At 60.7% G+C, this 13,925-nt stretch carries 11 protein-coding genes and 4 tRNA genes; 10 read left to right on the forward strand and 5 right to left on the reverse strand.

Going from position 1 to position 13,925, the window contains the following annotated elements; all coding sequences use genetic code 11:
• Positions 1–30 precede the first annotated feature (30 nt).
• The 7 genes from J9889_RS08145 (at position 31) to J9889_RS08175 (ending at position 7,410) form a co-directional block, all read left to right on the forward strand.
• Entirely contained in the window at positions 31–1,131 is a 1,101-nt protein-coding gene (locus tag J9889_RS08145) for a glycosyltransferase family 9 protein (RefSeq protein ID WP_210556325.1), read from the forward strand.
• A 256-nt stretch (positions 1,132–1,387) separates the two neighbouring features.
• Positions 1,388–2,014, forward strand: coding sequence for a guanylate kinase (gmk, locus tag J9889_RS08150; RefSeq protein ID WP_210556326.1), 627 nt, complete (start codon positions 1,388–1,390; stop codon positions 2,012–2,014).
• Between the two features lie 79 nt (positions 2,015–2,093).
• Positions 2,094–2,369, forward strand: a complete 276-nt coding sequence (rpoZ, locus tag J9889_RS08155) for a DNA-directed RNA polymerase subunit omega (protein WP_005307060.1) — start codon at positions 2,094–2,096, stop codon at positions 2,367–2,369.
• 135 nt (positions 2,370–2,504) lie between these two features.
• Positions 2,505–4,622, forward strand: coding sequence for a bifunctional GTP diphosphokinase/guanosine-3',5'-bis pyrophosphate 3'-pyrophosphohydrolase (gene spoT / locus J9889_RS08160; protein WP_039040667.1), 2,118 nt, complete (start codon positions 2,505–2,507; stop codon positions 4,620–4,622).
• Between the two features lie 107 nt (positions 4,623–4,729).
• Positions 4,730–5,473: a tRNA (guanosine(18)-2'-O)-methyltransferase TrmH gene (trmH, locus tag J9889_RS08165; RefSeq protein ID WP_202044895.1), complete on the forward strand. Its 744-nt coding sequence runs from the start codon at positions 4,730–4,732 to the stop codon at positions 5,471–5,473.
• Positions 5,463–6,503 (forward strand): alpha/beta fold hydrolase, encoded by a 1,041-nt coding sequence (locus tag J9889_RS08170; protein ID WP_210556327.1) that lies wholly within the window; start codon positions 5,463–5,465, stop codon positions 6,501–6,503. Before trmH ends, J9889_RS08170 begins: the two co-directional genes overlap by 11 nt.
• Before the next feature lie 103 nt (positions 6,504–6,606).
• Positions 6,607–7,410 (forward strand): Cof-type HAD-IIB family hydrolase, encoded by an 804-nt coding sequence (locus J9889_RS08175; protein ID WP_102949268.1) that lies wholly within the window; start codon positions 6,607–6,609, stop codon positions 7,408–7,410.
• 70 nt (positions 7,411–7,480) lie between these two features.
• Here the strand turns inward: J9889_RS08175 and J9889_RS08180 are convergent, their stop codons facing one another.
• From J9889_RS08180 to J9889_RS08200, 5 genes are all read right to left on the reverse strand, one after another.
• Complete coding sequence (locus tag J9889_RS08180) at positions 7,481–7,999, reverse strand: ricin-type beta-trefoil lectin domain protein (RefSeq protein ID WP_069651594.1); 519 nt, start codon at positions 7,997–7,999, stop codon at positions 7,481–7,483.
• Between the two features lie 388 nt (positions 8,000–8,387).
• Positions 8,388–8,464, reverse strand: a tRNA-Pro gene (locus J9889_RS08185).
• Positions 8,465–8,523: 59 nt separating this feature from the next.
• A tRNA-Leu gene (locus tag J9889_RS08190) sits at positions 8,524–8,609 on the reverse strand.
• A gap of 20 nt (positions 8,610–8,629) precedes the next feature.
• Positions 8,630–8,705, reverse strand: a tRNA-His gene (locus tag J9889_RS08195).
• A 50-nt stretch (positions 8,706–8,755) separates the two neighbouring features.
• Positions 8,756–8,832 (reverse strand) — tRNA-Arg (locus J9889_RS08200).
• 263 nt (positions 8,833–9,095) lie between these two features.
• On the opposite strand from J9889_RS08200, the gene J9889_RS08205 reads away from it, so the two are divergent.
• The 3 genes from J9889_RS08205 to J9889_RS08215 are packed head-to-tail and all read left to right on the forward strand — an operon-like array spanning position 9,096 to position 13,885.
• Entirely contained in the window at positions 9,096–9,686 is a 591-nt protein-coding gene (locus tag J9889_RS08205) for a TetR/AcrR family transcriptional regulator (RefSeq protein WP_042016162.1), read from the forward strand.
• Complete coding sequence (locus J9889_RS08210; protein WP_039040661.1) at positions 9,683–10,789, forward strand: efflux RND transporter periplasmic adaptor subunit; 1,107 nt, start codon at positions 9,683–9,685, stop codon at positions 10,787–10,789. The genes J9889_RS08205 and J9889_RS08210 overlap by 4 nt, the downstream gene beginning before the upstream one ends.
• A 15-nt stretch (positions 10,790–10,804) precedes the next feature.
• On the forward strand, positions 10,805–13,885 hold the full coding sequence (locus J9889_RS08215) for a multidrug efflux RND transporter permease subunit (RefSeq protein WP_039040660.1): 3,081 nt from the start codon (positions 10,805–10,807) through the stop codon (positions 13,883–13,885).
• Positions 13,886–13,925: the final 40 nt, after the last annotated feature.

The raw sequence follows: 13,925 nt of genomic DNA on the forward strand, positions 1-13,925 counted from the left end.
CCATCCATTTTGCCATCGTTGCGCCACATCATGCCGCTGTTCCAAACGCCGCCCTCCTCCATCTGCATCCTGCGGCTCTCCGCCATCGGAGATTGCTGCCACGCGCTGGCGCTGGTACGCGTCATCCAGCGGGAGTGGCCCCAGACCCGCATCACCTGGATCACCGGCAAGATTGAGGCGACCCTGTTCGCCGATCTGCCGGGGGTCGAGGTCATTCCCTTCGACAAGAGCAAGGGGTGGCGCGGCTATCGCGATCTCTGGCAGACCCTCAAGGGGCGCAGGTTCGATGCCCTGCTCCACCTGCAGGCCGCCATGCGCGCCAGCATCGCCACCCTCGGCATCAAGGCCAAGGTCAAACTCGGGTTTGATCGGGAGCGCGCCAGCGACGGTCAGTGGCTGTTCACCAACCATCGGGTCCCCTCACCCACCTCCCCCCACGTGCTGGACGGCTTTCTCGCCTTCGCCAAAGAGCTCGGGATAAAGGATCTGACCCCGGACTGGCAACTGCCCATCAGCGCCGAGCACCAGGCCTGGGCGAAGGAGATAATTGGCGGCAAGCCGACCCTGCTCATCTGCGCCGCTGCCAGCAAGGCATTCAAGAATTGGACTGCCGCCGGCTACGCCGCGCTGGCGGATCACGCCGCAGACAAGGGCTTTCAGGTCTATCTGTGCGGCGGACCGGCCAGGCTGGAGCGGGATCTCGCCGCCGAGATCCAACGCCTCAGCCAGAGCAAGCCGGCAGATTTGGTGGGGCAAACCAGCCTCAAGCAATTGCTGGCGCTGATTGGCGAGGCGAGCCTGGTGCTGGCCCCGGATACCGGCCCTGCCCACATGGCCACCCTGGTGGGGACACCCGTGATCGGCCTCTACGCCCACCACAACCCGGAGCGTACCGGCCCCTATCTGTGCCGGGATTATCTGGTCAGCGTCTATCAGGAACTGATTGAGCAGGAGACCGGCAAGCCGCTGGCCGAGCTCGGCTGGCGCACCCGCCTCAAGGATCCGGACGCCATGGCCACGATAAGCCGCGAGCGGGTCATCGCCGCCTTCGAGCGCCTCTGTACCGACAAGCATCTTCTACCGACCCAGGGCAACTCGGAAATTCCGAGCCCTGGCGCAGGGATAATCTGATGGCCCGGCCCCGGCTCCGTGGGCAGAATGGCCCTCTATGCGGGTAACGCCCGCACAGCAAGCTACGGATATTTTGATCGGCTGGAATATGATTCCGGCCGTTTTTTTATCCGCCCCCATCTGCTAACATTCGCCGCCTTTACATCCTCCTGACTCTGATTCCTCCGCGCATTGCGAGCAACCGTCTCCCTTATCGGGCACAAGACGGCGGCCTCTGCTACAACCAAAGCGCGGATCATCGCTTAAAGGTACAGACATGGCGCAACAAGGCACTCTCTATATCATCTCTTCCCCGAGCGGGGCCGGTAAGTCCAGTCTGCTCAATACCTTGCTGACCCAGCACAACGCCGCCGGCAAGATGCAGCTGTCGGTCTCCCATACCACCCGCGCCACCCGTCCCGGTGAAGAGCACGGGGTGCACTACCACTTCGTCAAGGTGGAAGAGTTCAAGGCGCTGATCGAGCGCGGTGACTTTCTGGAGTGGGCAGAAGTCTTCGGCAACTACTACGGCACTTCCCGCGCCGCCATCGAGGCCTGCCTGGCGCAGGGCATCGACGTCTTCCTCGACATCGACTGGCAGGGCGCCCGCCAGATCCGCGAACAGATGCCGACCAAGTCCATCTTCATCCTGCCTCCCAGCCGCGAGGAGCTGGAGCGCCGCCTGATCGGCCGCGGCCAGGACAGCGCCGAGGTGATCAAGGGCCGGATGGAGAAAGCCATTGCCGAAATGGTGCACTATGACGAGTATGACTATGTCATCATCAATGAAGACTTTGAGCTGGCACTGTTCCAACTCAGGGCCGTCATCGAGTGCCAGCGCCTGGAAATGCGTCAGCAACAGCAGGCCCAGCAAAACTTGCTGAAACAGCTACTGGCAGAGTAAGCCAAAAACAAGTAAACTTTTGCGTCATTTTTAAACACTGCTTTTTCAATCACAGAAAGCCCAAACACTGGAGTCCCGCATGGCCCGCGTTACTGTAGAAGATGCTGTAAAACAGGTAGGTAACCGTTTTGACCTGGTGCTGGTCGCCGCGCGCCGCGCTCGTCAAATCGCGGTACAAGGCAAGGATCCCCTGGTCGACGAAGAGAACGACAAGCCGACCGTGATCGCCCTGCGCGAGATCGAACTGGGTCTGGTCAACAACCAGGTGATGGATACTCAGGACCGCTACGAGCAGCAAGAGCAGGAAGCCGCCGAGCTGGCTGCCGTTGCTGCCATCGCAGAAGGTCGCGGCTAAGTCAGTCGCCTCCCATAGTCGGCGCCCGCCCGGGTGCCGGCTGTTCTCCCCATTTACAACCGCTCGAAAACCTCGCAAACTCGAGGGCATACCCTCAATTTCACGGATTGCCGTTTAACCGCTGCGGGGACTGTCTTGTATTTATTTGAAAATCTTAAAGAAATAGCCAGTTCCTACCTGCCACCCGAGCAGGTTGAGAAGCTCAGGCAAGCCTATGTGGTAGCCCGTGATGCTCACCAGGGACAGATGCGTTCCAGTGGTGAACCCTACATCACTCATCCCGTTGCCGTGGCCCGCATCCTGGGCGACATGCGCCTCGATCATGAGACTCTGATGGCTGCCGTGCTGCACGACGTCATCGAAGATACCCCTGTCACCAAGGACGATCTTGCCGAGCAGTTTGGCAACGCCGTCGCCGAGCTGGTCTCCGGTGTCTCCAAGCTCGACAAGCTGAAGTTCCGCGATCGCAAGGAAGCCCAGGTCGAGAACTTCCGCAAGATGATGATGGCCATGACCCAGGACATCCGGGTCATCCTGATCAAGCTGGCCGACCGCACTCACAACATGCGTACCCTCGGCTCCTTGCGACCGGACAAGCGCCGCCGCATCGCCCGGGAAACCCTCGAGATTTTCGCCCCCATCGCCAACCGCCTCGGTATTCACACCATGAAAAACGAGCTGGAAGAGCTCGGCTTCGAGGCGCTCTACCCCATGCGCTCCCGGGTGCTGCGGGAATCGGTGCGCCGCGCCCGTGGCAACCGGCGTGAGATCATCGACTCCATCCAGAGCGAGATTGAGGGGCGTCTGCGGGAAGCCGGCATCGATGCCCAAGTGAGCGGACGCGAGAAGAACCTGTTCTCCATCTACAACAAGATGGAGAAGAAAGAACTGCAATTCCACGAAGTGATGGATATCTATGCTTTCAGAGTGAGAGTGAAAGACATAGACACCTGCTACCGGGTGCTTGGGCAGATGCACAGCCTCTACAAGCCGCGCCCCGGTCGCTTCAAGGACTACATCGCCATCCCCAAGACCAACGGCTACCAGTCCCTGCACACCTCCCTGGTGGGCCCCCACGGGGTACCGGTGGAGGTGCAGATCCGCACCGAGTTCATGGACCAGATGGCCGACAAGGGCGTCGCCGCCCACTGGGCCTACAAGCAGGATGGGGACAGCTCGGGCACCACGGCCCAGATCCGCGCCCAGCGCTGGATGCAGAGCCTGCTGGAGCTGCAACAGAGCGCCGGCAGCTCCTTCGAGTTCATCGAGGGAGTCAAGACCGACCTCTTCCCCGACGAGATCTACGTCTTCACACCAGAGGGCCGCATCATGGAGCTGCCCGCCGGCGCCACCCCGGTGGACTTCGCCTACACGGTGCACACAGACATCGGTCATGCCTGCGTCGGTTCCCGGGTCGACCGCCACCCCTATCCGCTGAGCAGCCCGCTGCACTCCGGTCAGACGGTGGAGATCATCACGGCCCCCGGCGCCCGCCCGAACGCGGCCTGGCTCAACTTCGTGGTGACCACCAAGGCGCGCTCCAAGATACGTCAGTTCCTCAAGAACCTGCGCACCGAAGAGTCCGTGGTGCTGGGCCGCCGCCTGCTCAACCATGCCCTCGGCGCCAAGAACATCGAAGACATCCCGGAAGCCCGCGTCAAGCAGGTGCTGGCCGACACCAAACACGAGAACCTGCAGGGGCTGCTGGCCGACGTGGGCCTTGGCAACGCCATGAGCGTCATGGTGGCCCGCCGCATGCTGGGGGATGAGCTGCCGCCGGAAGAGCAGCCCAAATCCACCAGCAAGAAGATGCCGATCAAGGGTGCCGACGGCATGCTGGTCACCTTCGCCAACTGCTGCCGCCCCATCCCGGGGGATGCCATCATCGCCCACATCAGCCCGGGCAAGGGACTGGTGATCCACCAGGAGTCCTGCCGCAACATCAAGGGCTACAGCCGCGAACCGGACAAATACCTGCCGGTGCAGTGGGAGGTGGACAAGGAGCAGGAGCAGGAATTCCGCACCGGCATCAGCATCGAGATCGTCAATCACCAGGGCGCCCTGGCGGAGCTGGCCAACGTGATTGCCGCCACCGGCGCCAACATCCACGCCATCAGCACCGAGGAGAAAGATGGCCGGGTCTATGTGGTCACCCTGCTCATCACCACCAAGAGCCGGATCCACCTCGCTAACATCATGCGCAAGATCCGGGTCATGCCCAACGTGCTCAGGGTGAGCCGACAGAAAAACTGAACACAGGCGGCGCAAGCCGCCTGCTGCTTTTCAAGAGATACCCAGGGCCCCATGCCGCAAGCCACCAGCCTTGTTGCATGCACCGGCCTCACGACATAGAAACCGACATGACTCCTGAACGCTTCAAACGCATTTCCGACATGCTGGCCCAGCGCCAGCTCGACCTGACCGTCTGCATGGAAGAGGTTCATAAACCTCACAACCTGGCCGCCATCGTGCGCACTGCCGATGCCATCGGCATCCACCGGGTGCACGCGGTCTGGCCCAAGAGCTGGATCCACAAGCGCAAGGGCACCGCCCGCGGCAGCCAGAACTGGGTGGACGTGAAGCTGCACCCGGACATCGGCAGTGCCGTGACCGAACTCAAGGCCTCCGGCATGCAGATCCTGGCGACCCACCTCTCCGACAGCTCCGTGGACTTTCGCGCCATCGACTACACCAGACCCACCGCCATCCTGGTGGGCCAGGAGAAGCACGGCATCGGCGAAGAGGCGCTGGCCCTGGCCGATCACCATATCGTCATCCCCATGGTGGGCATGGTGCAGTCCCTCAACGTCTCGGTGGCCGCCGCCGCCATCCTCTACGAGGCCCAGCGCCAGCGCGAACTGGCCGGCTGTTATCAGCGCGGCTGCCCACTCACACTCGAAGAACAGAACACCATCTTGTTCGAGGGGGGCTATCCCGTCTATGCCCAGCTCTGCAAGGAGAAAGAGATGCCCTACCCCCAGCTCGGCCCGACCGGCGAGATCCTGGCGGACGAACGCTGGTGGCAGCAGATGCAGCTGACCCGCAAAGGATGGGCCGCACAACAATCGGATGATCCTTCGGAAGAGTACACTGATGAAGCTTAACCACCTGCCCCTGCTGGCCCTGACCCTGTTTTCTGCCGGAGCCCTTGCCGTGAGCAATCCTTACCAGCTGACCACTGAAGCCGACGTCCCCGCCCTCTATCAGCAGACCCTGCCCGACTTCTGGCGCCAGCATGCCGTCGAGGGGGAGTTCAAGGGCAAAGACGGGGTCACCCTCCGCTATGCCGCCCTGCGCCAACCCAAGATCGATCGCGCCATCCTCATCGTCAACGGCCGGGTCGAGAGCTACCTCAAGTATCAGGAGCTGGCCTGGGATCTCTGGCGCCAGGGTTACAGCCTCTACCTCATCGATCATCGCGGCCAGGGAATGTCAGACCGCATGCTGGCCGACAAAGAGAAGGGGTATGTCGACCAGTTCGACGACTATGTCGCCGATCTCAAACAGTTTCATGACGAAGTGATTGTACCGGACAAGCCTGCCAAGCTGTTCCTGCTGGCCCACTCCATGGGGGGGGCCATCTCGGCCCGCTATCTGGAACGCTGGCCGAACGACATCCAGGCGGCGGTGCTCTCCTCCCCCATGATGGGCATCAACCTCGGCGGCCTGCCCAAGTGGCTGGCCAAGGGGTTGGCGGCCACCATCGGCACGGTCGGCGGCTGGGTGGGCGAGCCCCCCTACGGCCCGGGTCAGGGACCCTATGAGGATCACGGCTTTGCCGACAACGAGCTGACCCACAGCACGGCGCGTTATCAGGCCTTCCGCCAGATCTACGAACAGCATCCCCAGGTCAGGCTGGGGGGCGCCACCGCCCACTGGATCCATCAGGCCATCACAGGATCGGACACGGCCGTAGCCGACGCCGGCGCCATCAAGACGCCGCTGCTGCTGCTGCAGGCCGGCGAGGACAGCGTGGTGGACAACGCCACCCAGGAGGCCTTCTGCGCCAAGGCACAATGTGAAGGGAGCAAGCCGCTGCGCATCGAAGGGGCCTGGCACGAGCTCTTCATCGAGGCGGATCCCCAGCGCCACGCCGCGCTCAATGCAACCCTGGCCTTCTTCGCGCGCTACTGACGCGACCAGAAGGGGCTGGTTATTTTTTGGATCCCTAAATAAATGGGGTGACGGCAGACGCTGGGGTACACTCCCCCGGCGTTCAATTGAAGTCGAGGTAATGATGTTCAAGGTAGTTGTGTCCGATCTCGATGGTACCCTGCTCAACGGGCAGCACCAGATCTCCTCCCGCACCCGGGATACCCTGCACCGCCTGGTCGACCAGGGCGTCAAGTTCGTGGTCGCCACCGGCCGTCACCATGTGGATGTGCGCAGCATCCGCGATGCGCTGGGGCTGGATATCTACCTCATTACCTCCAACGGCGCCGTGGTACACGACAAGCAGGATCAACTGGTCTACAACCAGGCGCTACCGAGCACGGTGGCGGCCGAGCTGATCGCCATGGAACGCGACCCGTCCATCCACATCAACGTCTACTACGGCGACGAGTGGCTGGTGGAAGAGGAGCTGCCCTGGTTGCTGAAGTTCCATCACGACTCCGGCTTCAGCTACCGTCTGGCGGATCTCGCCAGCCACCCGATGGACAGGGTCAACAAGGTGTTCTACATCGGCGACCACGACAAGTTGCTGAAGATAGAGGCGCACCTCAACCAGCAATATGGTGATCGACTCAACGTCACCTTCTCCCTGCCTGACTGCCTCGAGGTGATGCATGCCGGTGTGCACAAGGGTAATGCCGTGCGCGCCGTGCTGGAGCAGCACGGCCTGGAGATGTCACAGGCCGTGGCCTTCGGCGATGGCATGAACGACTTCGAGATGCTGAGCATGGTGGGCCGTGGCGTGGTCATGGGCAACGCCCATGATCGCCTCAAACTGGCCCTGCCAGAGCACGAACAGACCCTCACTTCCGATGAAGATGGCGTTGCCGTCTATCTGGAGAAACTGTTCGCCTCCCAGACCCGCTGATAAGGCATCCCCATCGCGGATCGAAAAAGGGTGGCCCATGTGGCCACCCTTTTTGTTTCTCGCTCTCTTGTCACCACACCAGAGCCGGGTGCATCAGACGGTTCAACAGCGTGCCGGAGGGCGTCCACTCAAAGCTCTGGTTGGCGCCGCCATAGCATTCGGCGAGGCGCAGGGGGACGGCCGGCTTGTGACGGCGACCCGCCACATCCAGGCACAACGACACCTGCCGATTGAACAGCCGATCCCCCTGCCACTGCCATTGATGGCTCTCCTCCCGGCACGCCTCCATCCCCAGACCATCTTCCCCTCTGGCGACCAGGCAATCCCCGGCCAGTTGTAGGGCACCGACATCCCAGCTGAATGACTGGTTCGGTTGCTGATCGCAGGGCTGGGTCAGCAGACGGCCCTGCTCGCTCAGGGTCACGCAGAAGCCACCACTGGTTACCAAGGTGGCCTCGAGTTCGGCCTTTGGCTTGGGGGCGGCGCCCATCAGAAGATCTTCCGGTTTCGGCTGCAGGGCGCAACCACCCAGCAGCAGTGCGGCCATGGCCAGCACGGAGAGTTGAAGAGAAGTGATATGGTGATGCATAGGCCTTGTATCTGGTCCGTGCCCGAGCGTCCCCTGTCTCGCGGCTCCGGGCCCCAGCATAGCGAACTCGTGGCGAACAGGCGCCTGAAGAAGTGTAAAAAGACGTGACAGGAAAAAGCGAAAGAGAAACGCCAAAAAGCAAAAACCCCGCCTGAGCGCAATGCTGTTCAGATAAGCACTTTTTTGACTGATTATTCATAAATTGGATTTGAGTTGAGGGGGCAAGGCTGTGTCCAGTCGATCTTCCTCCAGCCTTTATCCAGCGGGGCTTGCAATAGAAAGAGGGAGGCATCATGCCTCCCTCGCTTTTTTGTCCTGATACTACGTGGACTGGAACTCAAATTCTCTTAAGTGAACAGCATTGCCGCCTGAGCGGGGTTTTCAAATGTGGTCGGTGATAAAGGATTCGAACCTTTGACCCTCTGGTCCCAAACCAGATGCGCTACCGGGCTGCGCTAATCACCGAGGGGGTATTCCAAAAACACAAAGATGACCATCTGGTCATCCTCGTCATACAGCAAGTATGGTGCGAAGAGAGGGACTCGAACCCTCACACCCGGGGGGCACTAACACCTGAAGCTAGCGCGTCTACCAATTCCGCCACCTTCGCGTACCTGACAAGCTGTAAAATGGGGTGGCTGATGGGGCTCGAACCCACGACAACCGGAATCACAATCCGGGACTCTACCAACTGAGCTACAGCCACCACAGCTGTTTTCGTTCTTCAACACGCCCGTTTAACCGGCGCACTTTTGATGGTGCGCCCGACAGGATTCGAACCTGTGACCTCTGCCTCCGGAGGGCAGCGCTCTATCCAGCTGAGCTACGGGCGCTACGCTGTCGAACGGGGCGCATTATTGATGATGATGCCGACCTTGTCTACTCTTTTTTTGACACAAAGAATCAAGTGCCTGTTTTTCAATCACTTCCGACCCTTTTCAACTATTTTTGTTTTGTTCAGGCTGGATCCAGCAATTCCCCACTACTTTTTGAATCCCTCACCCCATAGGGTCAGAGATGATGGGCAATGCTTGACTTGCCTTTGCGCCCACCTAGAATGAATGAACGTTCATTCAGTCGTTGACCTCTGATAACTATGGATAAGAAAGAACGCATTTTCGAAGCAGCTCACGAGATCCTCGGCGAGCAGGGCTTCTACGGCCTTTCCATTGCCGTGGTCGCCAAGAAAGCCAAGGTGGCGGCAGGCACCATCTATCGCTATTTCAGCGACAAGGATGACCTGATCCGCCAGCTCTATCAGCACACTATCCTCAAGTTTCATCCCCTGGTCATGGAAGGTGTGCAGATAGAAGAGGTGTCCTATGAGCAGTATCGGCGCCTCTGGCTCAACATCGATGCCATCTTCACCAGCTACCCCAATGCACTCAAGTGCAAATTGCAGTACGAAAGTTCTCCATTGGGGGCTGAATTGGAGCGGGATCCGGTCATAATGGCGACGTGGGCGCCACTTGAGCGCTTCTTTGAGCAAGGACGCCAACAGGGACTCTTCATCGATCTCCCCATTCTGGTGTTGCAAGCATTGAGTCTGGATTGCGTGGCCAACCTGGCACAGCAGCGCCGGGTTCACGATTTCGAATTGACGCAGGAACAGCTGGAGACGGTCATCCGGGCCAGCTGGAATGCCATTTTAAACCCTAATGTTTCCATCACAGGAGCCTGTTCATGAAAAAGTGGATGGCCATCATGTTACTGATAGCACTCGCCCTGTTTGGCAGTGTCATCGGCTTCAATATGTTCAAGCAGAAGAAGATTGCAGAGTTCATGGCCAATCGGCCCGAGCCCGAGTTCCCGGTCACCGCCATGGTCACCAAGGCGCAAGACTGGGTCCCCACCATTGAAGCCATCGGCTTCATCGAGCCGAACCAGGGGGTCACCCTCTCCAGCGAGCTGTCAGGCACCATCGACAGCATCCGGTTCGAATCGGGGGCACATGTCAAAGCGGATCAACTGCTGCTGAGCCTGGACTCCAGTGTGGAAAAAGCCAATCTGAACTCCTCCCAGGCCAGGCTGCCGGCAGCCAGGGCCAAGTTCGAACGCTACAAGAACCTCTATCAGAAGAACTCCATCTCCCGGGACCAGCTGGATGATGCCGAGGCAAGCTACCGCTCCCTGGAGGCGGACATCGACAGTCTGAAGGCCACCATCGCCCGTCGTGAGGTGCGAGCCCCCTTCAGCGGCGCCGTGGGCCTGCGCAACGTCTTCCTCGGCCAGTATCTGGAACCGGGTACCCAGATTGTGCGCCTCGAAGACACCAGCGTGATGCGCCTGCGCTTCACCGTGCCCCAGACCGACATCTCCAAAATCACCCTGGGACAGACCATCAAAATCAACGTGGATGCCTATCCCCAGACCCAGTTTGACGGCCAGATCACGGCCATCGAGCCCGCGGTCAACTATCAGAGCGGCCTGATCCAGGTGCAGGCAGACATTCCGAACAACGACGGCCAGCTCCGTTCCGGCATGTTCGCCCGCGCCAGCATCATACTGCCCACGGTGAAAGACCAGATCGTGATCCCGCAGTCCGCCATCTCCTTCACCCTCTATGGCGAGAACGTCTACGTCATTCACGAGGCTGACGGCGTGAAACGCGCCAAGCAGGTGGTGGTCAAGGCAGGTGAGCGTCGCGGCAACGATGTCCATGTGCTGTCCGGCATCAAGGCTGGCGATCAAATCGTGCTGTCGGGTCAGGTTCGCCTGAGCAACGATACCAAGGTGCACGTGGTCGAGAACGATGCCCTTGCCGTTCCGGCACAAACCCCGATGCTGTAAGCGCGGAGAGCTGCGATGCGATTTACTGACATATTCATAAAACGGCCTGTGCTGGCGATCTCGCTCAGCTTCCTGATAGCCCTGCTGGGCTTCCAGGCCATCTTCAAGATGCAGGTGCGTGAATACCCCGAGGTGATCAACACCGTCATCACGGTCAACACCAGCTACTATGGCGCCAGTGCGGATCTGATCCAGGGCTTCATCACCCAGCCCCTGGAGCAGGCGGTCGCCCAGGCCGACAACATCGACTTCATGACCTCCTCGAGCCAGCTGGGCAGTTCCACGGTGACGGCGTACATGAAGCTCAACACCGATCCGAACGCCGCGCTGTCCGACATCCTGGCCAAGGTCAACTCGGTGCGTTCCCAGTTGCCCAAAGAGGCGGAAGACCCTTCGGTCACCTCCTCCACCGGCTCCACCACGGCGGTGCTCTACATGGGCTTCACCAGCCCGGAGCTCAACTCCAGCCAGATCACCGACTACCTGGAGCGGGTCATCAAGCCCCAGCTGTTTACCGTGGGCGGGGTCTCCAAGGTGGATCTGTATGGCGGTGTCGAATTCGCCCTGAGGGTGTGGCTGGATCCGGCCAAGATGGCCGCCTTTGACCTGACCTCAAGCGACGTGATGACGGTGCTCAACAGCAACAACTATCAGTCCGCGACCGGCCAGGCCACCGGCTATTTCACCCTGTTCAACGGCAACGCCGAGACCCAGGTCGGCAACATCGAAGAGCTCAAGCGTCTGGTGGTCGCCACCCGCGACAGCAAGGTGATCCGTCTCTCCGACATCGCCAAGGTCTCCCTGGAGAAGAGCCACGACATCTATCGCGCCAGCGCCAACGGCCGCGAAGCCGTGGTTCTGGCCATCAACGCAGCCCCGACAGCCAACCCCATCAACATCGCCCACGATGTGCTGGAGCTGCTGCCGAGCCTGAAGCGCAACATGCCGAGCACCATGCAGGTGAACGTCCTGTATGACTCCACCATCGCCATCAACGAATCCATCCACGAGGTCATCAAGACCATACTGGAGGCGGCCGCCATCGTACTGGTGGTGATCACCCTGTTCCTCGGTTCGTTCCGGGCGGTCATCATCCCCATCATCACCATTCCCCTGAGCCTCATCGGCGTGGTGATGATGATGGACATGTTCGGCTTCTCCATAAACCTCATGACCCTGCTGGCGATGGTGCTGGCCATCGGTCTGGTGGTGGATGACGCCATCGTGGTGCTGGAGAACGTCGATCGTCACATCAAGGAAGGGGAAGAGCCGTTCCGGGCCGCCATCATAGGTACCCGGGAGATCGCCGTGCCCGTCATCGCCATGACGGTCACCCTGGCGGCGGTGTATGCGCCCATCGCCCTGATGGGGGGCATCACCGGCTCCCTGTTCAAGGAGTTCGCGCTGACCCTGGCGGGCGCCGTGTTCGTCTCGGGCATCATCGCCCTGACCCTGTCGCCCATGATGTGCGCCAAGATGCTCAGGGCCAACGAGGAGCCCGGCAAGTTCGAGCGTACCGTACACGACCTGCTGGACCGGATGACGGCCCGCTACGACGCCATGCTCCATGCCGTGATGCAAAAGCGCATCGTGGTCATCCTGTTTGCCGTCATCGTGTTCGCCAGCCTGCCGCTGCTGTTCAAGTTCATTCCGAGCGAGCTGGCCCCGTCCGAGGACAAAGGCGTCATGGCGGTGCTGGGGACGGCCCCTTCCAACGCCAACCTGGACTACATCGAAAACACCATGGCGGACGTGAACAAAGTCCTGGACGACCAGCCGGAGATCGCTTACTCCCAGGTCTTCTCGGGGGTGTTCAACTCCAACCAGGCGTTCGGTATCGCCTCCATGGTGCCCTGGAGCCAGCGTGAAGCGAGCCAGAAAGAGGTGCTGGATCGGGTTGCCGGTCTGGTGAAGGACATCCCCGGGATGGCCATCACCACCTTCCAGTTCCCGGAACTGCCGGGGGCCTCGAGCGGTTTGCCCATCCAGTTCGTCATCACCACCCCGAACAGCTTCGAGAGCCTGTTCCTGATCGCGGGTGAGATGCTGGCGGCAACCCAGGCCAACGGCCAGTTCGTCTATTCGGATCTCGATCTGAACTACGACTCGGCCACCATGAAGATCAGCATCGACAAGGACAAGGCGGGGGCCTACGGCATCACCATGCAGGACATCGGCATCACCATGGGCACCATGATGGCGGACGGTTACGTCAACCGTATCGACCTGGATGGCCGCTCCTACGAGGTGATCCCGCAGGTGGAGCGCAAGTTCCGTCTCAACCCCGAGTCCATCAAGGGGTACTACGTGCGTGCCGCCGACGGCAAGTCGATCCCGCTGGGCAGCCTGATCAAGATTGAAGTGAAGGGAGAGCCCCGTGCCCTGCCCCACTTCAACCAGCTTAACTCCGCCACCATCGGCGCCGTACCGGCACCGGGCGTGGCCATGGGGGATGCGATCAACTGGTTCAAGGCGACCGCGGAAGAGAAGCTGCCCCAAGGCTATCGTTACGACTTCATGGGTGAAGCCCGCCAGTTCGTGACCGAAGGGAATGCGCTCTACGCCACCTTCGCCCTGGCCCTGGCCATCATCTTCCTGGTGCTGGCGATCCAGTTCGAATCCGTGCGTGACCCGCTGGTCATCATGGTGTCGGTGCCGCTGGCCATCAGTGGCGCGCTGATCGCCCTGGCGTGGGGCATGGCCACCATGAACATCTACTCCCAGGTCGGTCTCATCACCCTCGTCGGTCTGATTACCAAGCACGGTATTCTGATCTGCGAGGTGGCGAAGGAGGAGCAGCTGCTCCATGGTCTGAACCGGATGCAAGCCGTGATGCAGGCTGCCAAGGTCCGTCTGCGCCCCATCCTGATGACCACGGCGGCGATGATCGCAGGCCTCATCCCGCTGCTCTATGCCTCGGGTGCGGGGGCGGCACAGCGCTTCAGCATCGGCATTGTCATCGTGGCGGGTCTGGCCATCGGCACCCTGTTCACCCTGTTCGTGCTGCCGGTCATCTACACCTTCCTGGCATCCGAACACAAGCCGCTGCCGGAATTCGACGAATCCATCCCGGCAAAAGCCAAGGGTGGTCACTGATCCCAGCCCACACAAACAAGGCCCCGAAAGGGGCCTTATT

This window comes from Aeromonas sp. PrichA-15 (assembly GCF_017939245.1).
Lineage (GTDB): Bacteria > Pseudomonadota > Gammaproteobacteria > Enterobacterales > Aeromonadaceae > Aeromonas > Aeromonas caviae.